Raw genomic sequence first — 21,912 nt, 5'->3', positions numbered from 1 at the left:
GTTAGGCGCCGCGGAGATGCGACGAAGGAGCGATTCCGCGGCGCCTAACCGGCGGCCCCTCAGGGCCGCGGACACGCGCGCGCCAGCGCGCCAATAAACACAGCCTCAAACCGTCTGGGACTACTTATCCCCCGTCATCCCGCTCACTACCAACCCGCACGCCTACCGCCCGCCCCGCATCCAGGCGATCACACCCGCAACCACAACCGCCCCAACCTGCACAGCCCCGGACATCCGCACCGCACGCCGCAGATCCGCAGCAGTAGGTATCGGCCCGTCACCCAGCGTCGGCCGAAGTTCGGTCCCATGCCGATACTGCGTACGTCCACCCAACCCGATACCGAGGGCTCCCGCCATAGACGCCTCGACAACCCCCGCATTGGGACTCGGATGCCCGGCAGCGTCACGCCGCCATGAGCGCAACGCACCCGAAGGTTTCCCGCCGACCACCGGAGCGAGGGCCGCCGTGAGCAGCCCGGTGACACGGGCAGGAACAAGATTGGCAACATCGTCGGTACGGGCAGCAGCCCAGCCGAACCGCTCGTACCGCTCGTTCCGGTACCCGACCATCGCGTCGAGAGTGTTGACCGCGCGATACCCCAGCACCCCCGGCACACCCGCGACCGCACCCCACAGCAACGGCGCGACCGCCGCATCCGAGGTGTTCTCGGCGATGGATTCGAGCGCGGCGCGCGCAAGCCCGTCGGCATCGAGCACCGACGGGTCCCGCCCACACAGCGAAGGCAACAGGTCACGGGCACCGGCGAGATCGCCGGCGTCGAGACGATCGGCCATAGCGTGTCCGGCACGAACGAGGCTGCGACCGCCCAACGCGGTCCACGTAGCCACCGCGGTCAGCAGCACAGCACCAGCGCCCCTGCTCCGGGAAGCCAGCACACCGATCCCGATCACCGAGCCGACCGCGATCACCTCGTGCACCACCCCGGCACGTCGATCGTCGGCATAGGTCTTGGCTTCCAATGCCACTGCCGCCGAACCGAACCCGGCGACCGGATGCCACCGCTGCGGATCGCCGAAGACCCGATCGAGCACAAATCCCAGCACCAGCCCGACCGCCGTCGATGTCCCGTTCCGCACCGGCCGAGGGTAGCCCTCGACCCGAATGTCACACCCGCGACCACTGCTTCGTCATCACTGTGACGGCGCTTCTAGACTCGCCGGGACCGAGCAAGATCAACCGAACGGGCGCACATCATGACCGCACCGCAGCCTCTCGATCAGGCCGAACTGGCCCGCCGCTTCGAGGAACACCGCCCCTACCTGCGGCGTCTCGCCTACAGCACACTCGGCAGCATCAGCGACGCCGAAGACGTGGTGCAGGACGCGTGGCTGCGCCTGCAACGGCAGTTCGACGCGGGCAAGGCGGACGAGATCGACAACCTGCGTGCCTGGCTCACCACCGTCATCGGCCGCCTCGCCCTGGACCAGCTCGGGTCCGCGCGCGCTCGCCGCGAACAGTACGTCGGCGAGTGGCTGCCCGAACCCGAGGTCACTTCCTGGGACGATCCGGCCGACCGCATCTCCCAGGACGAACGCGTCACCACCGCGCTGCTGGTCGTGCTCGAGTCGCTCTCGCCCGCCGAACGCACCGCGTTCGTATTGCAAGACGTGTTCGGCATGACCGGCCCCGAGGTCGCCGAGGTGGTCGGGCGTACGCCTGCCGCGGTTCGGCAGCTCGCCTCCCGCGCCCGCAAGCACGTCGAGAACGGCACTCCACGTTTTCCCGCTTCGCCCGCCGAACAGGAGAAGGTCGTCTCGGCGTTCTCGCTGGCCTGGCGCTCGGGTGATCTGAGTTCGCTGCTCGGCATTCTCGACGAGAACGTGGTCCTCACCGCCGACGGCGGCGGCAAGGTGCCCGCCATCCGTCAGCCGGTGCGCGGGGCGGAGCTCATCGCCAAGATGCTGCTCGGCTGGTACACCGCCGCGAACGGCTGGGGTCGGGCGGTGCTGGTCAACGGCATGCCGGGCCTGGTCGTCTTCGACGGCACCAATGTCGGCGTCTTCTCGTTCGTCATCGACGCCGGTCGCGTCGTCGCCATCAATGTGGTGCGCAATCCCGACAAGCTGCGCGACCTGCCCATCGACGGCGATCCGGACTGGTACCTGGGCGGCGGCCGGTAGCCGCGACGCGGCCCCGGTTACGCGCCGAGGGAATATCCGTGCGCGGCCGCGACTTCGGCGGACAGCAGCTTGCCGTCGACAGCCGTGAGTCCCGCGGCCAGACCGGGGTCGGCGGCACAGGCTCCGCGCCAGCCCTTGTCGGCGATCACCGTGGCGAACGGCAGGGTGGCATTGGTGAGCGCCACCGTCGAGGTGTGCGGCACCGCGCCCGGCATGTTCGCCACGCAGTAGAACAGGGAATCCGCCACGGCGAAGGTCGGATTCGCGTGGGTGGTCGGCCGGGTCGAGGCGAAGCAACCGCCCTGATCGACGGCGATATCGACGAGCACCGAGCCGGGCCGCATCCGCGCGACGAGTTCGTCGGACACGAGTTTCGGTGCCCTGGCCCCCGGAACCAGCACCGACCCGATCACCAGATCCGCGGCGACAACGGCTTTTTCGATCTCGAGCGCGTGCGAGGCGAGGGTGCCGACCCGACCGGCGAAGCGAGCGTCGAGCTCGCGCAGGCGCGCCAGGTTCGTATCGAGCACGCTCACCACGGCGCCCATCCCGACCGCGATACTCGCGGCGTTCGTCCCCGCGACGCCGCCGCCGAGCACCACCACATCGGCCGGCCGCACCCCGGGCACTCCGCCGAGCAGCACGCCGCCGCCCCCCATCGGCGCCATCAGGTGATAGGCCCCGACCTGCGTGCTGAGCTTGCCCGCCACCTCGCTCATCGGTGCGAGCAACGGCAGCGACCCGTCGGGCCCGCGCACCGTCTCGTAGGCGATGGCGACGACTCCCGCGGACAGGATCGCGTCGGTGCACTCCTTCGATGCCGCCAGGTGCAAGTAGGTGAACAGCACCTGATCGCGGCGCATCAGTGAGTATTCCCGCGCGACAGGCTCTTTCACCTTCACCACCAGATCGGCCTGTGCCCAGACCTGATCGGCGTCGGCCACGATCCACGCACCCGTGGCGCGGTAGTCGTCGTCGGCGAAGCCGGACCCGACACCGGCCCCGGCCTGTACGAGCACCTCGTGCCCGTGCGCGACCAGTTCGGTAGCGCCCGCCGGAGTGAGCGCCACCCGGAACTCCTGCGGCTTGACCTCCGTCGGCACCCCGACGACTACGCCCGTTCGCGTCATCCGGCAAGCCTAGGACCTGGGCCGGAGCTCAGCCGTCGGCTCGATCGCGTGTCGCGGTCGCGCCGACTACGCCGGGGCCGGAACCGGCGGGCTGGACGTGGTTTCCGGGGCTGTCGCCGGGACGGTGGTGGTGGTCGGCGGTGCTGTTGTCTGCGTCGAGGTCACCGCGGGTGGCGTGGTGGTCGGGGCGAGGGTCGTCGTGACCGGCGGGACCGTTTCACCACACTCGTTGTGACCGCAGGAGTCTGTTCCGCACTCCGGGCCGGGCACACAGTTGTACCCGGGTGGGATGCCGCATTCGTTGTGACCGCAGGAGTCCGTTCCACACTCCGGCCCCGGCACACAGGTGTACCCGGGCGGGATCTCCCCTTGCGCGGGCGACCCCGGCGCGGCCTGCGTGGGTGAGTGGTAATACGACGACTCCGGCGTCGACCCACCACCCGAACCTCCCGGAACAGTGGATGCCGCAGGCGAACTCGTCGGCGTCACGGACGGCGTCGTGGTGGCCGACGTCTTCGATACCGAAGTCGATCCCGAATCACCGGAGTCACCACCGCCCGACGAACAGGCACCGACAGCGAACACCACCAAAGCCATCAGCACACCGAGCACGATCCGGAACAGGTTGCCCCTCGGTAACTTCCGCGACATGTCTTCTCCTCAGCCCAAGGCCCCGCACCTGGCAGGACCAGGTGCGGGGCCGCACGAAAGATGTTAGATAGCAGAACTATTCGTTGAATCGCCGCTCACACGGAAAACATTTCACCTCGCACCGGCACGATCAGCTGGTGCGCGCGCTCGGCGTAGGCGAAGGTGCGCTCGAGATAGTCCAGCGACTCGCTGAAGTGACCCCACCCCTCCGCGTGCACGGCGACGATCACGGCATCGCCGAGCACCGCGGCGGCCGCGACGGCGGTGCGGGCGTTCAACGTGACATCACTGTCGCCGAACCGCCCCACATTGGCCCCGCCGATGTTCAGCACCGCGGCATCGATGCGCCCGACCCGCTCGACGATCCGCTCCACCAACTCCACCGAGGCGTTGTCGCCGGAGACGTACACCGTGGGCTCACCCGGCGCGCGCAGCACGAATCCGGTGACCACACCGCTGAACGGCTCGCATCCCGGCGGCCCGTGCAGTGCGGGCACCGCGGTGATCTCCACCGCGCCGACGGTCACCGTCTCCCACGGCGCCAGGCCACGCACATCCTCGATCCGGCTGGCGGCATCCGGTGTCGAGAGGACCGTGTGGACCTCGGCGAGAAGCGCACGGCCGGCGTTGTCGAGGTTGTCGGCGTGCTGGTCGTGCGAGAGGAGCACCACGTCGATCGTCCCGATCTCCTCGACCGGTACGGCCGGACCGCTGAGTTTGTGCAGGGTGATCGGACCCGGGTAGTCGCCGGGCTCGTCGAAGGTCGGATCGGTGAGCCAGGTCAGTCCGCCGTAGCGGAAACGCAGGGTCGGGCCGCCGATATGCAGGGCGGCTGCCAGGGCGGGGCGGGTGATCATCTCGGTCATGCCGATAACTTTCGCCGAGCGGGCCACCACCCGACAGTGGCCTGCAGGCCGTACAACGCTAAGATCGGGCCATGACCTCGGTGGCCGTGATCGCGTTCGACGGAATCAGCCCGTTCCACCTGTCGGTGCCGAGCCTGGTGTTCGGCAGATCCGGTACCGGCGTCGACGACACGTCGCCCTATGACGTGCGGGTCTGCGCCGAGGAACCCGGAACACTGTCCACCGCGGCCGGTTTCGACATCACCGTCCGACACGGTCTCGATACCGTGAGCACCGCCGGCCTGGTGGTCTTTCCCGGATGGGTCCGCGACCAAGGGATTTCGCCCGCGCTGAACGAGGCGGTCCACATCGCCCACGCCAGGGGCGCGCGGCTCGTCGGCCTGTGCCTCGGCTCCTGGGCGATCGCGGCGACCGGACTCGCCGACGGCCGCGAGGTCACCACCCACTGGGCCGCCGCCGACGCACTGGCTCTGGCCTACCCCGACGTCCACGTACGCGCCGACACCCTGTGGAGCGACCTGGGCGACGTGATCACCTCCGCGGGCGTCGCCGCCGCACTGGACTGCTGCCTGCACATCGTCCGCACCGACCTCGGCGTCCGCGCTGCCACCGAACTGGCGCGATCGCTGGTCACCGCACCGCACCGCCACGGCTCGCAGGCGCAGTACATCCCGATCGCGGTGCCCGACGACGACCCCGACGACCCGATCGAATGCGCGATGGCCTGGGCTCGCGCCCGCCTCGACACCGCCGTCGACCTCGACCATTGGTCCCGCGAGGCGCTGATGTCGCGGCGCACCTTCACCCGCCGCTTCCGCGATCGCACCGGCACCAGTCCCCAGCAGTGGCTCCTGCAGCAGCGCATCGACCATGCCCGGCTGCTGCTGGAATCGACCGACGACACCGTCGACCGGGTCGCCCGCGATACCGGCTTCGGCAGCACGGTGAGCCTGCGCCACCACTTCCACCGCGTGCTCGGCACGTCTCCGGCGGCCCACCGCGCGCAGTTCCGCGGTGCGGCGCAATAATGACGTTCATGATCATCAAGGTGAGCGGGTTCACTCCCGAGATCGACGACACTGCCTGGATCGCGCCGAACGCGACCGTGATCGGGCGGGTCCGCCTGGGCGCCGAGGTCGGCGTCTGGTACTCGGCGGTGCTGCGCGGCGACCTCGAACAGATCAGCATTGGCGCGCGCACCAATATCCAGGACGGCTGCGTGCTGCATGCCGACCCCGGTTTCGCCCTCACCGTCGGCACCGGGGTCTCGGTGGGACACAACGCGATTCTGCACGGCTGCACCATCGGCGACGATGTTCTCGTCGGCATGGGCGCGACCGTGCTCAACGGCGCGGTGATCGGCGCGGGCAGCCTGATCGCGGCCAATGCCCTGATTCCCGAGGGCGCGCAGATTCCGCCCGGCTCACTCGTGGCGGGCGTGCCGGGCAAGGTGCGCCGCGAACTCACCCCAGCCCAGCAGGACGGCATCAAGCTCAACGCGGCGGTGTATCTGCACAATCTGACCAACCATCGCGACGCCGAGGTGTTGTGACCCGTCACACTGAGCAAGTGACCAGTAGGGAACCCTGATAGCATTTCTCCTGCGTATTGCGTCCGATCATAAGAGTGGCGGTCGGCACCGGATACGCGAGGCAGGAGGTATCACGGTGGCTTACGTGCATTCCGGTGTGCGCCGAGCGGCGGGACGGCTCAGCGTGGCCGATATCGCGGCCCAGCCCGGCGGGGTCGAGGCACTCCAATCCCGTGTTCACGAACTCCGTTCTCGCGGAGTACATTTCGCGGCCAATGCGATCGAGCAGGAGATGGCCGCCTTGGATCTGCCGCCGCGGGGATAATGGGGTAATGCCTACCGTTACGTCGATCCTCGCGCGGATACTCGAAAAGCCCGTCACCGACGGGGAGAAGCTGCTCGACAGCGCGCTGTCGGCATTTCTGGACTTCGGGATCAAGCGCACGAGCATGGGCGAGATCGCGCGGCGGGCCGGCATCAGCCCGGCCACCCTCTATCGGCGGTACGAATCCAAGAACGAGCTGGTCGAAGCGGTCGGCGTGCGCGAGGCGCAGCGCTATGTGACCGAGATCGATGAGCGAGTACGCGCGGTCACCGAACCCGGCGAGCAGCTCGTCGAGATCTTCGTCGCCTTCGTCACCACCATCGCAGGCAATGAGCTGCTGCGCCGGTTGCTCAGCACCGAGCCGGAGATCATCCTGCCCCGGCTCACCACCGACGCCGGGCCGATCCTCGCCGTCGGGCGCGCGTATCTGGCCGAGAAGCTGCGCGAGCTCCAGGTCAGCGCGCCGGTGCCCGAATTCGATCCCGATCTGGTCGCCGAGATCATGGCGCGGCTCGCGCTGTCGCTGGCACTGACCCCCGACGGACTCATTCCGCTCGACGACGCGGAAGCCGGGCGGGAGTTCGCGCGGCGCACACTGCTACCGATGGTCGGCCTCCGCGACATCCGCTGACACGCCGAAGGCCGCCGCCACCACCTCGTCGATGCCCGAATCAGCCACCGGTACACCGTCTTCCAGCAGTGCGCGCACCCTTCGCACGACCTCACCCGCCGCCGGGCAGCCAGGATCGGGCACCGGCAGTCGCGCCACGTACTGGGTGATCCAGCGGCGCCGGCCCGAGTACAGCCGGTTGCCGCAGACGGCGTCGTAGAACCGCAGTCCCAGTGCCGAATTCGCCACGCCCATCAGCAGATACGCCAGATCGATGGCCGCGCGACCCGCACCGAGATCGGTGAGCGAGATCCAGTAACAGTCACCGTTGACCACCGCACCCGATCGGTCGAGGGCGAATCGCGGACGTTCGCTGATGTCGGGAAACACCAATTTCGGTGCGCCCCAGAGGTGTGGGCGCTGGGGAACCCAGATCTCGAACCACTTCCGGCCACCGTCGAGCACGTAACGTCTGCCCGACAGAGCTTGTTCGTGCGACTGTAAATATGCTGCTGCACAGGGGAATTCGGATAGGTCGATCGGGGTGCGGCGGGGCTGCAGCAGATCGTAGGGATAGAGCACCTTCGTGCCGCGTGCCATCGCGACCCGCCAGGGTTGCAGATCGTGGTGAGTGATCAACTCCCGCAGCAGTTCCGGTTCCGGCGTCGGGTCCATCTGATCCCAGCGGTCCGAGATGAACACCCGATCGGCTGTCGTCTTGATCCCCACCCGGATCCGCGCGGCCTCCCCGAACGAGCGCCAGGTGCGGTCGGCGATCCGGCCGAGCCAGTCATCGACAGCGGGGCGCGACATGCGCCACGCGGTGTCACCGTGACGGCCGGAGCGGATACCGCCTCGCGGGGCGACCAGCCCCGCCGACTCCGCGTTCACCGCCGGTGGGGCCAACGACTTCGCCGGCCGCACCTCTGTCACGGGCGCACGGGCCACCGCGTCGCCTGTCGCCAGCACCCCGACCTCCACCGCGAACACCCGCCCCCCAGCGCCGACGCGGCAGGCATCCTCGCCCGCCAGCGCGTCGAAAAGCGCGGTGGTGCAGTCGGGTTCGACCCCCGATTCCTCATAGACCGAGACATAGCGGCAGTCGGGTGGTCCGGTGGCACGCAGGGCGACGGTGATCGCGGGCAGCACCGCGGCGGCGAAGAGTTTGGTGTCACCGAGGTCGTAGAGCTCCACCGGTGTCAGTTCATCGGTGAGAATTCGGCGCAGGTTCGATCCGGCCCGCGTGGTGAGAAAGCGGTTGGCACAGAGCAATCCGAGCACTCCCCCGGCAGTCAGCAGCCGCGGCGCGATGGCGACGAAGGGATGGGTGAGGTCGATCCGCCCGCGCAGGCCGAACTGTTTGCTCAGCAGTTGTGCGGTCGCGCCGCCCAACTGCTGGGTGCGGACATACGGCGGATTGCTGATGATCAAATCGAACGAGCCGTCGGCCAGCTGGGCCGCTGCTGCCAGGAAATCGCCGCCGCGGCACTCTATTTCGATGCCGAGCGCGGCGGCCCGGTCGGCGGTTTCGGCGACCGCGTGTCGATCCAGGTCAAATCCCGTCAGGCGTACCGCCATATCCGGTGCAGTCGAGGCGACTTCCCGACGTACGGCCAGCAACAGCTCGCCGTCCCCGCACGCCGGGTCGAGCACGCGCAGCACGCCGGCGCGTGGGGTGTACCGCAGCGCTCGTCGCGCCAGGAACCGCGCGAGCTCCGGTGGCGTGTAGTGCCTGCCGTGCCGTTTACGCTCCTGTGCGTCGCGGGCCTGCAAAGCCATGCGTTCGATTGTGCCCCGGAACCGCCCCGATGCGCCGCAGGCGCGAGCCGGGCCGCAGCGCGACGACCTCACCTGCGCAAACCCGATCGAGTGTTTCAAACAGTGGTTTGCGCCACTTGATCAGGGGTGGAGCGAGCAGTGGGCGATAGGTAACGTCTGTCCGGTTTCACCCCGCTGCACCGAAGCCGAGGACGATGCCGAGACTCAGCACGCTGACCGCCGCACTCACCGCCGTAGCCCTCACCGTGCTGCCCGCGTTACCCCCGGTCCTCGCGCAGGCCGACCCCGGCCGGTACGCACCGACCATGCTCATCCTCGATGCCTCGGGCTCGATGGAGCGCCCCGATCAGGGTGGCACCATGATGGATTCGGCGAAGCGGGCCGTGCGCGCGTTCGTCGCCTCGGCGCCCGCCGAGTCCTCGGTCGGACTCACCACCTACGGCACCGGCACCAGCAATGCCGAGGCGGACAAGGCAGCAGGGTGCCGCGACGTCCAGGTGCTGCGGCAACCGACCACCATCGACAAGCCCGCTCTCACCACCGCTGTCGACGGTATCCACGCGCGCGGCTGGACCCCGGTGGGCACCGCGCTGCGCCAGGCCGCCGACGCGCTGCCCGATTCCGGACCGCGTTCGATCGTGCTCGTCTCCGACGGTGACGACACCTGTTCACCGCCGGACCCGTGCGAGGTCGCCGAGGAGTTGAAGGCGCAGGGTCTGGACCTGATCGTGCATTCGATCGGGTTCGCCGTCGACGACAAGGCGCGCGCCCAGCTCACGTGCACGGCCCAGGCCACCGGCGGCACCTACAGCGATGCCGCCGACGGTGCCGCGCTGGAACGCATTCTGCCGCGGGTGAGTTCGGCCGCGCTGCGCAACTACCAGGCCACCGGCACACCCATCACCGGCACCGACGAATACCGGACCGCGCCGGTCGCGAAACCCGGCCAGTACCTCGACACCATCGGTCAGCAGCAGAAGCGCCTCTACGCGGTCGACGTGCCCGCGGGCGCGACCGCCCACTTCACCGGGATCGTCTCGTTTCCCCGGGCGAAGGGCGTCTCCACGACCGAGGACATGAACGCGCTGGAACTGCGGGTCTTCGGCCGCGACGGCGCCGACTGCGGTATTCGCGAGCGTGAACTCGAGACCAGGGCCAGCGACGGTGTCGCACTCACCGTCGCCAAGACCTTCGAGGGGGCGGCCGAGGAACCCACCAGCGCTGATTCCGCCAAGTGCAAGGGCGGCGGCCGCTACTACTTCGAGCTGAACTGGGATCTGGTGGCCAAGGGCTCGCCCGCGCGACTGCCGATGGAAATCCTCATCGGCATCGAACCCGGGGTCACCGATCCCGGGCCGGCCGCGATGAGCACCCCGGTGACCTTCACCGATCCGGCCGGGCCCGCCCAACCGATGAGCGGTGGCGGCTCGTTCACGACCGCCTCCACGCTGCCCGGCGGCGGCAACTTCACCGACACCCTCCAGTCCGGTGAGTACGTCTTCTACCGCGTGCGGCTCGACTGGGGGCAGGGACTGGCCTACCGCGTGCGGTTCGCCGAGACCGGCGGCGCGAACAGCACCGCCGCGTCGAATGTGGAGACCACCCTGTATTCGCCGCTCGGTCGCGACATCGACTCCGACACCACCGTTTACACGGGCAGGTCGAGCGCTGAGCTCGCGCTGGCGTCGGTGCCGGTCCGGTATGCCAACCGGGATCAGTCAGATTCGCAGGTCCAACGGCAGGCGGTGGCCGGCTGGCACTACATCGCGGTCAAACTCGGCATCCCGATGGGCGCGGACGCGATGCCGCCGACGCCGATACAGCTCGACGTCGCCGTGTCGGGCGCGGCCGAAGCAGGGCCGACCTATGTCGGCGTCAGCGCTCAGCCGGAAGCCGAACAGACTGTCGCCGTGAGAGGTCCGGCGACGGTCGCGCGGCCGTGGGCCCTGTACGCCCTGATCGGGGCGGGCGCGGCGCTGGTCGTCGGCGTCGGTATCGCGATCCTGGTCGTCGCTCGTCGACGCGACTGATTCCGGCTTCCGCCGGCACCCGAGTCCGTGGTGCCGGCGGGTTCCGCCGCGGTGACCGAACTGCTAAATTAGTCTCAAAATGAGACCAGTTCTCCGTACCGTAGGGAGCCGCGCGATGGCGCAGACCGAGCACGACAGCAGCGATTTCGCCACTCTCCAGCGGCTGGCCGACGAACGCTGGAGCTGCCGTCAGTTCACCTCCGAGCAGGTCGACCGCGCGACCATCGAACAGCTGCTGACCCTCGCCCAGCGCACGCCGTCGTGGTGCAATACCCAGCCCTGGCAGGTCGTGGTCACCGCGGGCGAAGGCACCGAGCGGTTCCGCAAGGAACTCCTCGACCACATCCGAACCGCAGGCAACACACCTGATTTCGAATTCCCCGCCGCCTACGAGGGCATCTACCGGGACCGTCGCCGTGCCTGCGGGTTCCAGCTCTACGACAGCGTCGGCATCGTCAAGGGCGACCACGAGAAGACCATGCGCCAGATGGTGCGCAACTTCGAATTCTTCGACGCCCCGCACGTCGCCATCGTCACCTCCGAAGCCGACCTGGGCATCTACGGCGCCGTCGACTGCGGCCTCTGGCTCGAGAACTTCCTCCTCGGCGCCCAAGCTCTCGGCCTCGGCGCCGCTCCCCAAGCCGCCCTGGCCTCCTACGCCCCCTTCATCCGCGACTACTTCGCCATCCCCGACAACCGCAAGGTCGTCTTCGGCGTCTCCTTCGGCCACCCCGACACCACCCACCCGATCAACGCCTTCCGCACCGCCCGCGCCCCCCTCGACGACCAGGTCACCTGGCACACGTCCTGACCGGGCGGATCACCGCGCCGCGTCAGGCAGGGTGCCCGGCCGAGGACATTCCGGGACCGGCTTGCGGTTCGACGTCGCGCGCGGTGATCTCCGCCGCGCATTCGTCGCACGTCAGATGCGCGTGCGCCTCCCCCGCGCAACCACGATGCCGGTATTCCACGGGCGGCCCATCCGGCGCCATGTAGGCATCGCCCCAATCGCGGATCGCCATCAGAATGGGGTAGATCGCGTGCCCCTTCTCGGTGAGGCGATACTCCTCGTAGACACCGTCATCAACCGGCCGCTTCACCAGAATCTCGTGTTCGACCAGCCGATCGAGCCGATCCCGCAGCCGACTCCGCGAAATCCCCAGCGCGCTCTGGAACGCGTTGAAACGCCGTACCCCGGCGAAGCTGTACTTCAGGATCAGCAAGGTCCAGCGATCACCGAAGATCACCAGCGGCCGCGTGATAGAGCACGGGACGTCTGCGAGTTCCTCATAGCGCACCCTGCCATTATGCGCGTGGGCGCACTATAGCGAGCGGGCACCGACCCAGCCGGTGGTCCCGGCATACAGTGACAGTCTCCCGCTCCAGGGGGCACCTCGTTATCTCGAGATGCCACCTTGCGTATTCGAGTACGCGGCCGCAGCTTCTCTGCCGACCTTGTCCCGCTCGGCAGCCATCGCGACTCGATGCGCGCGGCGCCGCAGCTTGTAAGCCACCATCGCACGCAGCGGAATATCCGGCTTCTTCTGCCACCGCGCCGTCTGCCACTTCGATCGCGCCAGTAGGTCTACCTCGTACTCTTCGGCGGCCTCCAGGTCGACAGGCCCGCAAGCTTCGGCCGAGCCGCTGTCGCGGTGCCGGTCGGCGCGGTTCCGGATGCGCTTGTTGCGCGGAATGTTCTTGCGCGAGCTCTTGTCGTTCTCGCCGTAGCCGTTCCGACGATCCTTGGCGTAGCTGAGCGACTTCTTCTCCTGTGGACTTCGCCGACGCACCATCTCGAACCCCTCTGATCAGCGGCAAGATTACGGACTGACTGCCTCAGATGCACGCCGGTATTCTTCCGCGGAGATTGCTTCGGCTCTTCCCCAGGTGATTTCGCTGGTACAGCAACCAGGTCTGAGCGCGAGCATGCAGGTCGTGCGTTACTACGACGATCCAGATGGTGTGTAGGGGGCACCGTGGGGACGCCCTGCGCAAAGGCGCACACCTGGCCGCGTCCGCTTGGGTGGCACCTGTCGTCGCCCGTGCTCCTACTCGCGACCCGTGCGGAACTCGATATCGACGAATACGACATGAGCGAAAGCGAAACGACCGCCGCCACTTCCTGAGTCAGGAAGATGGCGACGGCCGTCGAACTGATGGCACAGTCAGATCACAGTGGGATGTTCTTGTGGTGGCTCTTGCGGGCCGGAGCCGCCGCGAGGGCCGCGGCGATGATGCTGCGGGTTTTGGCGGGGTCGATGACCTCGTCGACGACGCCGATGGCGACGGCGCGTTCGACGCCGCCCGCGAGCTGCTCGTGTTCGGCGGTGAGGCGCTCGTGGAGGGCTTCGCGCTCGGATTCGGGGGCGGCGGCGAGTGCCTTCTTGTGCAGGATGCCGACGGCGGCCTTGGCGCCCATGACGGCGACTTCGGAGCCGGGCCAGGCGTAGACGGCGGTGGCGCCGAGGGCGCGGGCGTTCATCGCGATGTAGGCGCCGCCGTAGATCTTGCGGGTCACCAGGGTGACGCGGGGAACGCGGGCTTCGGCGAAGGCGTGCAGCAGCTTCGCGCCGCGACGAACCACGCCCTCGAGTTCCTGGCCGACACCGGGCAGGTAGCCGGGAACATCGGTGACCACGACCAGCGGGATGCCGAACGCGTCGCACAGTCGCACGAAACGTGAAGCCTTCTCAGCACTTTCGGAGTTCAGGCAGCCGCCGAGGCGCAGCGGGTTGTTGGCCAGGACGCCGACGGTGCGACCGCCCAGACGACCGAGACCGGTGACCATGCTGCGGGCGTAACCACCCTGGAGTTCCTCGAAGGAGGACTCACCGTCGACGTTGTCGAGCAGCTCGTGCACGATCGGCTTCACGTCGTAGGCGCGCTTGGCCGACTCCGGCAGCATCGCCTTGAGATCGACATCGCCGTGCTCGGCCGCGACCAGGTCGAACTCGCCCTGCTCGGCGAACATCGACACCAGCCGGCGCGCGCGGTGCATGGCATCGGCCTCGTCGTCGGCGGCGATGTGGCAGACGCCGGACTTCTTGAAGTGTGTGGTGGGACCACCGAGGGTCTCCATGTCGACGTTCTCGCCGGTCACCGAGCGCACCACGTCGGGCCCGGTGACGAACACGCGGCCCTCGGGCGCCATGATGACCACATCGGTCAGCGCGGGACCGTAGGCCGCGCCACCGGCGGCGAAGCCGAGCACCACCGAGATCTGGGGAACGAGACCGGACGCGCGAACCATGGCCTCGAAGACCAGGCCTACCGCGTGCAGCGCCTCGACACCCTCGGCCAGGCGCGCGCCACCGGAGTGCCACAGCCCGACGACGGGAATGCCGGATTCGATCGCGGTGTCGATCGCGTCGACGATGTGCTTGCAGCCCTCCACACCCATCGCGCCGCCCATGACGGTCGCGTCGGAGCAGTAGGCCACGGTGCGGACCCCGTCGACCTCGCCGATCGCGGCGAGCACGCCGGAGCGGTCACGCGGATGCAGCGGCAGGACGGTGCCGGGGTCGAAGAAGCGCTGGAGCCGACCCAGTGGGTCGCGCGGATCGGTGGTGGTGTCTTGAAACGCGGGAGCAATGATGGTCATCGCGCTCACTCCTTCGTAAAGATTGCCGCGGCGGCGGCTGCTGTGGCGAACCGCCGGTGGGAGTCGAACCATTCAGTTGGCACGACCCCCACCGGGGATCGGAATGCAGTCGGCGGCTTATGCCCGACCGAAGGCGAGCGCGACGTTGTGCCCACCGAAACCGAAGGAATTGTTGATCGCGTACTCGATTTCCTGGCGACGGGCTTCCCCGTGCACCACATCGAGATCGATCTCCGGATCCTGGTTGTCCAGGTTCAGTGTCGGCGGAACAATGCCGTCCCGGATCGCGAGCACCGTGAGGATCGACTCCAGGGCGCCGACGGCGCCGATCGAGTGACCCAGTGCCGACTTCGGCGCGTACACCGAAGCGTGCTTACCGATCGCCTTGTGGATCGCGTTCGCCTCGGCGGAGTCACCGATGGGCGTCGCGGTCGCGTGGGCGTTGATGTGGGTGATGTCGCTCTTGGTCAGACCAGCGGTCTGCATCGCGCGAGTCATCGCCCTGGCCGCACCGGTGCCCTCGGGATCGGGAGCGACCAGGTGGAACCCGTCGGAGGTGATACCGGCACCCAGCAGACGAGCGTGGATGGTGGCACCGCGCGCCTTGGCGTGCTCTTCGGTCTCGATGACCATGAGCGCGCCGGCCTCACCGAAGACGAAACCGTCGCGATCCTTGTCGAAGGGACGCGAAGCACCCTTCGGATCGTCGTTGCGGGTACTCATCGCGCGCATCATGGAGAACGCCGCGATCGGCACCGAGTCGATGAAGCCCTCGACACCACCGGTGACGACGATGTCGGCGTCACCCATCACGATCATCCGCCACGCGTTGGCGATGGCCTCCGAACCCGACGAGCACGCCGAGACCGGAGTGACCACTCCCGCCCTGGCCTTCAGCTCGAGACCGACGACCGCCGACGGACCGTTCGGCATGACCATCTGAACAGCCAGCGGCGAGATCTTGCGATAGCCACCGTTCTTCAGCTTGTCGACCGAGTCGATCAGGGCGTCGCCGCCGCCGAGTCCGGTGCCGATCGCGACGCCGAGACGGTCGTTGTCGACCTCAGGGCTGCCCGCGTTCTTCCACACCTCGCGACCGAGAACGGTCGCCAGGCGCTCGACATACGCCATGCGGCGGATCTCGACCCGGCTCAACAGGGTGTCGGGGCTGACCTTCAGGTGACCGCCGATTCGCACCGGCAGGTCGTATTCCTCGATGAAGGAATCCTCGAGAACGTCGATTCCGCTCTCACCGTTGAGGAGTCCCTTCCACGTCGCATCGACATCACCAGCGATCGACGTGGTCGCCGCCATCGACGTGACGACGACGTTGGGGAAGTTCCCGTTCAAAGTACTGGGAGCAGGAGTGGTCAAAGTTCGGCCCTACTCGCCGGCGCTGTCGAACTTGGCCTTGAGCTCGGCGGCGACGTCGGCGTTCTCGGCCTCGAGCTTCTGGACGTAAGCGACGGAGTCGCCGACGGTCTTCAGGCTGGCCAGATCCTCATCGGGGATCTTGACGCCGTACTTGTCTTCCATCTGCACAGCGATCTCGACCATGGACAGCGAGTCGATGTCCAGGTCGTCGACGAAGGACTTCTCGAGGGTCACCTCGGAGGGTTCGATACCCGTAACCTCTTCGATGATCTTGCCGAGTTCTTCGACGATCTGTTCCTGGGTCAGAGCGGCCACTTTGGTGGCTCCCTTCTTGTTGCTATTTGTAGGGTTCGTGAACGGCCTGCACTTCGCTGTGCACGACCGCCGGGGGGAAAGCTAGCCCGAGGTGGTCAGTTCGGCCAACGCGGGGAGGTCTTCGGGGGTCTTCAGGGCCAGATTGGGCGTGCCCTTCAGTTCCCGTTTGGCGATGCCGACCAGCGTGCCCGCCGGCGGCAACTCGACCACGGCCGAGACGGCCGCGGCGCGAATGGTCTCGTTGCACAGGTCCCAGCGCACGGGGCGAGTGACCTGAGCGGCAAGTTTTTCGATCGCGTCGGCGCCCGAGGTGACCGGTTGTCCGTCGAAGTTCGACAGCAACGTCCGGATCGGGTCGCTCGGCGAGATCTGGGCGATGGCATCGGCGACAGCTTCCTGTGCCGGGGCCATGAAGACGGTGTGGAACGCACCGGCGACGGGCAACGCGCGGACCCGTGCCTTCTCCGGCGGGTTCGCGGCGAGCTCCGCCAGAGCTTCCAAGCGACCCGCTGCCACGATCTGACCTACCGCGTTGCGGTTGGCCGGGACGAGATCGAGTTCGGCGAGCCGTGCGAGCACGGTGGCCTCATCGCCACCGAGCACTGCGGACATGCCGGTCGGCTCCAGCGCACAGGCCTTGGCCATCTCCCGGCCGCGGATGGCGGCGAGGGCGACTGCCTCGTCGGCGGTGATGACACCGGCGACAGCGGCTGCGGCGAATTCGCCGACCGAGTGTCCGGCGACGACTGTATCCGCCGGAATCGCCCCGGGGGTGATTTCGGCGAACGCGAGGAGTGCGGCGGCGACCACGAGCGGCTGCGTCACCGCGGTGTCGACGATCTCCTCGGCCGTCGCGGTGGTACCGAGACGGACCAGATCTAGGCCTGCGGCCTTCGACCAGAGCTCGAGGCGATCAGTCGCACCGGGAAGTGCGAGCCACGGCGTGAGCATGCCGGGTGTCTGGGACCCCTGTCCAGGGGTGAGCAACGCGATCACCCCCTAAGACAACACTGTGACCCCCGCCGCATGAGATGTCGGCGCGAATGAAGCTTTCCGATCGCTTTTGTAGGGGTCCCACAAAATCCGAGGTGGGGTGCCGGGATCGACCGATTCCCCAATCCCGTTACAGGGGGTCGTGAGCCAATGGGACAGGCGGGGTTTCTGTGACAGGAGGAGACGATTCGTTATGCGTTCGTGTCAAACGGCCCACTGTGGCTGCGATTCGGAGCACATAGGCGTCCCGGGGATTCATGGGATCGCGGCCGGTGACCTCACCGATTCGTTTGAGTCGGTACCGAACGGTATTTGGATGGACGTACAGCTGCCGAGCGCAAGTTTCTACTGCTCCGCCACAATCCAGGTAGGCGTCGAGTGTGTCGGATAACGAAGATCCGGCAGCAGCCAACGGGAGCACAAGATACTCGTTCAACGCCTCTATCGCAGCTCTATCGCCCAGCAACGCGCGTTCCGGGAGCAACTCCGTGGCGTGAACGGGCCTTGGCGCCGCGCGCCAGCCCACCACGGCCTCCATTCCCGCCAGCGCCTCGATCGCCGACGCGTGCGCGGCGCCGAGGGTACGCATCGTCGGACCGATCACCACCGGACCGTCGGAGAACACCTCGGCCAGCAGGTCGGTGAGGAACGGCGAGCCCATGCCCGACTCCCCCAGGTGCCCGCTGACCACCATCACCAGCCGCGCACCCTGCACCACCGCCAGCGCGGCCCTGCCGTGTTTGGTCGCGATGGTGTGCACCGCACCGACCGTCGACACGCCCTGGTCCAGCGGCGGTGTGCCGACCAGCACTGTGGCGGGCGCCGTGGCGTCCCAGTTCAACGTGGCGGCCCGGGAAAGCATGTCCGGGCCCGTGTCGCCCCGGACCACCGCGTCGACCACCAGGGCCTCCAGGCGGGTATCCCAGGCGCCGCGCGACTCGGCGGCGCTGGCGTACACCGAGGCGGCCGCGAAGCCGAGCTCACGCCCGTACCGCAGCACCGCCTCGGTGAGCGCCACCAGCTGCCGATCGTTGCGCGCCAGCGCGGGCAGCCACTGCTCGAAGAAGTCCATGGCGACCCGCACCATGTCCACGGTCTGGCGCAGCGTGAGCCGCCGCGCCAGATCCTGTGGAATCACCTGGAACGCGTCCAGGCTGAAGCGGATATCGGAATCGGGATCCTGCAACCACTCCAGGAAGTTCACGACCGCCGTCTGCACCAGCATCTGCACGCCCGCTCGCTGCGCGGCGTCCAGATCGGCGAAGAACGGCAGCCGATCCTGCATCGACCCCACCGCCTCGGTGGACAGCCGGCCCGAGAACTGCTTGACCCGCTTGAGCAGCGTGTCGGGCAGCGGATCACGGGTCTGCCGATTCGGGGACAGAGCCCCCGTCGGCAGATAGACCTCGTGTTCGCTGGTGCCCTCGGTGATCCGACGGGGCCGCGGCGGTTTGCGCTCCACAGTCCAATAGTCCGCTACGCGAGTTCCTCTGCCGCGTCCGCACTCGGCTTCGGCGCGGCGGCCACGCTGTCGATGCCGTATTTCGCGGCCGCTTCCACCGCCTTGGCCTTGTCGAACGTGCCGTCCCGGACGAGACCCTCGAGCACCGCGACCACGATCGACTGCGCGTCGACGTTGAACACCCGGCGCGCGGCCGTGCGGGTGTCGGAGAAGCCGAACCCGTCGGTGCCGAGGGTGATGTAGTCGCCGGGCACCCACTGCCGGATCTGATCGGGCACCGCGCGCATCCAGTCCGTCGCGGCGACCACCGGTCCCCGCGCGGCCGAGAGCGCCTGGGTGACGTAGGGCGAACCCGAATCCGCGTCGGGGTGCTTGAGCGCCGCGATCTCCTTGTCGAGCGCCTCCCGGCGGAGCTCGCCGAACGAGGTCACCGACCACACATCCGCGGCCACACCCCACTCCTGGGCCAGGATCTCCTGCGCGCGCAGGCCGTCGGGCACGGTCACGCCGGACACGAGGATCTGGGCACGAACCTCGCCCTCACCGCCGCCCTGGTACAGGTACAGACCTTTGAGCAGACCCGCGACGTCGAGGTCGTCGGGCTCGGCCGGCTGCTGATAGGGCTCGTTGTACAGGGTGATGTAGTAGAAGATGTTCTCCCCGCCGAACGTGCCGACCGCGGGCACCTCGGTGCCGGGCAGCTGACTGGCCGGGGCCTCGCCGCCGCCGTACATCCGGCGCAGACCGTCGCGCACGATGTGCGCGATCTCGAACGAGAACGCCGGATCATAGGTCACCACAGCGGGATTCGACGACGCCAGCAGCAGCGACTGCCCGTCGTTGTGCTGCAGACCCTCACCGGTGAGGGTGGTGCGGCCCGCGGTGGCGCCGAGGACGAATCCGCGCGCGAGCTGGTCGGCCGCGGCCCAGAAGCTGTCGCCGGTGCGCTGGAACCCGAACATCGAATAGAAGATGTAGAGCGGGATCATCGGCTCGCCGTGGGTGGCGTAGGAGGTGGCGACCGCGGTGAACGAGGCGGTGGAACCGGCTTCGTTGATGCCCTCGTGCAGGATCTGGCCGACCGCGCTCTCCTTGTAGGCGAGCATCAGTTCCGCGTCGACCGAGGTGTAGAGCTGGCCGTTGCGGTTGTAGATCTTCAGCGTCGGGAACCACGAGTCCATGCCGAAGGTGCGGGCCTCGTCGGGAATGATCGGCACGATCCGCTTGCCGATCTCCTTGTCGCGCAACAGTTCCTTGACCAGGCGCACCAGCGCCATCGTCGTGGCGACCTTCTGCTTGCCCGAACCCTTGCGCACCGAGCGATAGGCCTCGTCGCCCGGCAGCTTCAGCGCCTTGGCGGACGAGCGACGCTCCGGCACGAAACCGCCGAGCGACTTGCGCCGGGCCAGCATGTACTCGATGGCCGGATCGTCCATGCCGGGGTGGTAGTACGGCGGCAGGTACGGGTCCTTCTCCAGCTCGGCGTCGCTGATCGGGATGCGCTGCAGATCGCGGAAGTCTTTGAGATCTTGCAGCGCCAGCTTCTTCATCTGATGGGTGGCGTTGCGGCCCTCGAAGTGCTTGCCGAGGGTGTAGCCCTTGATCGTCTTGGCCAGGATCACCGTCGGCTGGCCCTTGTGCGCCATCGCCGCCGAATACGCCGCGTAGACCTTGCGGTAGTCGTGGCCGCCGCGCTTGAGATTCCAGATCTCGCTGTCGGACATGTTCTGCACCAGCGCTTTGGTGCGCGGGTCGCGGCCGAAGAAGTGGTCGCGCACGTACGCGCCGTCATTGGCCTTGTAGGTCTGGTAATCACCGTCGGGGGTGGAGTTCATCAGGTTCACCAGCGCGCCGTCGCGGTCGGCGCCGAGCAGCGCGTCCCACTCGCGACCCCAGACCACCTTGATCACGTTCCAGCCGGCGCCACGGAAGAACGACTCCAGTTCCTGGATGATCTTGCCGTTGCCGCGCACCGGGCCGTCGAGCCGCTGCAGATTGCAGTTGATCACGAAGGTGAGGTTGTCGAGCGCCTCGTTGGCGGCCACCTGGATCAGGCCGCGCGACTCGGGTTCGTCCATCTCGCCGTCGCCCAGGAAGGCCCAGACGTGCTGGTCTGAAGTGTCCTTGATGCCGCGATCGGTGAGGTAGTGGTTGAACCTGGCCTGGTAGATCGCGTTCATCGGGCCCAGGCCCATCGACACCGTCGGGAATTCCCAGAAGTCCGGCATCAGCCGCGGGTGCGGGTAGGACGGCAGTCCCTTGCCCAGGCCGCCGTGGCTGTACTCCTGACGGAATCCGTCGAGCCGGTCCGTACTCAGGCGCCCCTCGAGGAAACCGCGCGCGTAGATGCCGGGCGAGGCGTGGCCCTGGATGTAGACGTGGTCGCCGCCGCCGGGGTGATCCTTGCCGCGGAAGAAGTGGTTGAAGCCCACCTCGTAGAGCGCCGCCGAGGACGCGTAGGTCGAAATATGGCCGCCGACACCGATTCCGGGGCGCTGCGCGCGATGCACCATGATCGCGGCGTTCCACCGGATCCAGGCGCGGAAGCGGCGCTCGACTTCCTCGTCACCGGGAAACCACGGTTCGTTCTCGGTGGGAATCGTGTTGACGTAATCGGTGGAGGTGAGCGCCGGAATCGAGACACGGCGTTCGCCCGCTCGCTCGAGCAGGCGCAACATCAGGTAGCGGGCGCGACCCGGGCCTTCCCGGTCGAGCATGTCGTCGAAGGATTCCAGCCATTCACTGGTCTCTTCGGGGTCGATATCCGGTAGATACGACGCCACTCCTTCGCGGATGACCCGTACCCGTTCACCGGTGGGTTTGGTGGTGGATTCACCGCCCCCGGTGGAGGTCGCTACTGGATCGTTGGAAGCTGCAGAGTGGATCAGGTCGGTCAAATCTGCTCCTCGTGATGGGGGCTGAACTGCTTGGTCGGCGTCGCTATCCCCGGGCCTGCCCGCTTGGTGTGCGGACCACCCGTTGCGAAAGGTTCGGGTGCACCCCCCATCCTTACCGAAACGGCTGCCGAGGTCATCACCTCAACGCGAATACCATTAGGTAGGTTCTGCGGGGAAATACGAGTCGCGCACGTGAGTGAGAGGGA

At 67.8% G+C, this 21,912-nt stretch carries 20 protein-coding genes; 7 read left to right on the top strand and 13 right to left on the bottom strand.

Translation table 11 applies throughout. The features are described from left to right. Positions 1–162 precede the first annotated feature (162 nt). Positions 163–1,098, bottom strand: coding sequence for a cobalamin biosynthesis protein (locus ACFTS5_RS33370; RefSeq protein WP_378639128.1), 936 nt, complete (start codon positions 1,096–1,098; stop codon positions 163–165). Between the two features lie 117 nt (positions 1,099–1,215). On the opposite strand from ACFTS5_RS33370, the gene sigJ reads away from it, so the two are divergent. After that, entirely contained in the window at positions 1,216–2,142 is a 927-nt protein-coding gene (gene sigJ / locus ACFTS5_RS33365; protein ID WP_378639125.1) for an RNA polymerase sigma factor SigJ, read from the top strand. A gap of 17 nt (positions 2,143–2,159) precedes the next feature. On the opposite strand, the gene ald is transcribed toward sigJ, so the two are convergent. From ald to ACFTS5_RS33350, 3 genes are all read right to left on the bottom strand, one after another. Continuing rightward, positions 2,160–3,272, bottom strand: coding sequence for an alanine dehydrogenase (gene ald, locus ACFTS5_RS33360; protein WP_378639123.1), 1,113 nt, complete (start codon positions 3,270–3,272; stop codon positions 2,160–2,162). 66 nt (positions 3,273–3,338) lie between these two features. Further along, entirely contained in the window at positions 3,339–3,923 is a 585-nt protein-coding gene (locus ACFTS5_RS33355; protein ID WP_378639122.1) for a hypothetical protein, read from the bottom strand. A gap of 95 nt (positions 3,924–4,018) precedes the next feature. Next, on the bottom strand, positions 4,019–4,789 hold the full coding sequence (locus ACFTS5_RS33350; protein ID WP_378639119.1) for an MBL fold metallo-hydrolase: 771 nt from the start codon (positions 4,787–4,789) through the stop codon (positions 4,019–4,021). Between the two features lie 71 nt (positions 4,790–4,860). Between ACFTS5_RS33350 and ACFTS5_RS33345 the strand changes: the two genes are divergently transcribed. The 4 genes from ACFTS5_RS33345 to ACFTS5_RS33330 all read left to right on the top strand — a co-directional run bounded on the left by ACFTS5_RS33345 (position 4,861) and on the right by ACFTS5_RS33330 (position 7,276). Beyond that, a complete protein-coding gene (locus tag ACFTS5_RS33345; protein WP_378639117.1) occupies positions 4,861–5,817 on the top strand; it encodes a GlxA family transcriptional regulator in 957 nt (318 codons plus the stop codon). An 8-nt stretch (positions 5,818–5,825) separates the two neighbouring features. Next, positions 5,826–6,341 (top strand): gamma carbonic anhydrase family protein, encoded by a 516-nt coding sequence (locus ACFTS5_RS33340; RefSeq protein ID WP_101469311.1) that lies wholly within the window; start codon positions 5,826–5,828, stop codon positions 6,339–6,341. A 115-nt stretch (positions 6,342–6,456) separates the two neighbouring features. Continuing rightward, positions 6,457–6,645 (top strand): hypothetical protein, encoded by a 189-nt coding sequence (locus ACFTS5_RS33335; protein ID WP_378639113.1) that lies wholly within the window; start codon positions 6,457–6,459, stop codon positions 6,643–6,645. A gap of 7 nt (positions 6,646–6,652) precedes the next feature. Further along, positions 6,653–7,276: a TetR/AcrR family transcriptional regulator gene (locus ACFTS5_RS33330; RefSeq protein WP_378639111.1), complete on the top strand. Its 624-nt coding sequence runs from the start codon at positions 6,653–6,655 to the stop codon at positions 7,274–7,276. Here the strand turns inward: ACFTS5_RS33330 and ACFTS5_RS33325 are convergent. After that, positions 7,244–9,034 carry an Eco57I restriction-modification methylase domain-containing protein gene (locus ACFTS5_RS33325; RefSeq protein ID WP_378639108.1) on the bottom strand — a complete coding sequence of 597 codons (1,791 nt, stop codon included), beginning with the start codon at positions 9,032–9,034 and terminating at the stop codon, positions 7,244–7,246. The genes ACFTS5_RS33330 and ACFTS5_RS33325 overlap by 33 nt on opposite strands. Positions 9,035–9,228: 194 nt before the next feature. Between ACFTS5_RS33325 and ACFTS5_RS33320 the strand changes: the two genes are divergently transcribed. Beyond that, the gene (locus tag ACFTS5_RS33320) at positions 9,229–11,064 is read left to right on the top strand and encodes a VWA domain-containing protein (RefSeq protein ID WP_378639105.1); all 1,836 of its coding nucleotides are present in this window, start codon (positions 9,229–9,231) and stop codon (positions 11,062–11,064) included. A 115-nt stretch (positions 11,065–11,179) separates the two neighbouring features. Continuing rightward, positions 11,180–11,875, top strand: a complete 696-nt coding sequence (locus ACFTS5_RS33315) for a nitroreductase (RefSeq protein ID WP_378639103.1) — start codon at positions 11,180–11,182, stop codon at positions 11,873–11,875. Between the two features lie 22 nt (positions 11,876–11,897). Here the strand turns inward: ACFTS5_RS33315 and ACFTS5_RS33310 are convergent, their stop codons facing one another. From ACFTS5_RS33310 to aceE, 8 genes are all read right to left on the bottom strand, one after another. After that, a complete protein-coding gene (locus tag ACFTS5_RS33310; RefSeq protein WP_378639100.1) occupies positions 11,898–12,362 on the bottom strand; it encodes a winged helix-turn-helix transcriptional regulator in 465 nt (154 codons plus the stop codon). 99 nt (positions 12,363–12,461) lie between these two features. Then, positions 12,462–12,857, bottom strand: a complete 396-nt coding sequence (locus tag ACFTS5_RS33305; protein WP_378639097.1) for a hypothetical protein — start codon at positions 12,855–12,857, stop codon at positions 12,462–12,464. Positions 12,858–13,234: 377 nt separating this feature from the next. Then, positions 13,235–14,665 carry a carboxyl transferase domain-containing protein gene (locus ACFTS5_RS33300; protein WP_364410755.1) on the bottom strand — a complete coding sequence of 477 codons (1,431 nt, stop codon included), beginning with the start codon at positions 14,663–14,665 and terminating at the stop codon, positions 13,235–13,237. 117 nt (positions 14,666–14,782) lie between these two features. Continuing rightward, a complete protein-coding gene (locus tag ACFTS5_RS33295) occupies positions 14,783–16,039 on the bottom strand; it encodes a KasA/KasB family beta-ketoacyl-ACP synthase (RefSeq protein WP_266299014.1) in 1,257 nt (418 codons plus the stop codon). A 9-nt stretch (positions 16,040–16,048) separates the two neighbouring features. Then, positions 16,049–16,354, bottom strand: coding sequence for a meromycolate extension acyl carrier protein AcpM (gene acpM / locus ACFTS5_RS33290; RefSeq protein ID WP_056821158.1), 306 nt, complete (start codon positions 16,352–16,354; stop codon positions 16,049–16,051). Positions 16,355–16,435: 81 nt separating this feature from the next. Continuing rightward, positions 16,436–17,350 (bottom strand): ACP S-malonyltransferase, encoded by a 915-nt coding sequence (locus ACFTS5_RS33285; protein ID WP_378639093.1) that lies wholly within the window; start codon positions 17,348–17,350, stop codon positions 16,436–16,438. A gap of 127 nt (positions 17,351–17,477) precedes the next feature. Next, positions 17,478–18,779 (bottom strand): PucR family transcriptional regulator, encoded by a 1,302-nt coding sequence (locus tag ACFTS5_RS33280; protein WP_378639139.1) that lies wholly within the window; start codon positions 18,777–18,779, stop codon positions 17,478–17,480. Between the two features lie 44 nt (positions 18,780–18,823). Continuing rightward, positions 18,824–21,706 carry a pyruvate dehydrogenase (acetyl-transferring), homodimeric type gene (gene aceE / locus ACFTS5_RS33275; RefSeq protein ID WP_378639091.1) on the bottom strand — a complete coding sequence of 961 codons (2,883 nt, stop codon included), beginning with the start codon at positions 21,704–21,706 and terminating at the stop codon, positions 18,824–18,826. Between the last annotated feature and the right edge of the window lie 206 nt (positions 21,707–21,912).

It is taken from the genome of Nocardia sp. NPDC056952, assembly GCF_042674185.1.
GTDB lineage: Bacteria > Actinomycetota > Actinomycetes > Mycobacteriales > Mycobacteriaceae > Nocardia.
The sequence above is the reverse complement of the archived record's forward strand: the minus strand, read 5'-3'. Positions and strand labels throughout refer to the sequence as shown.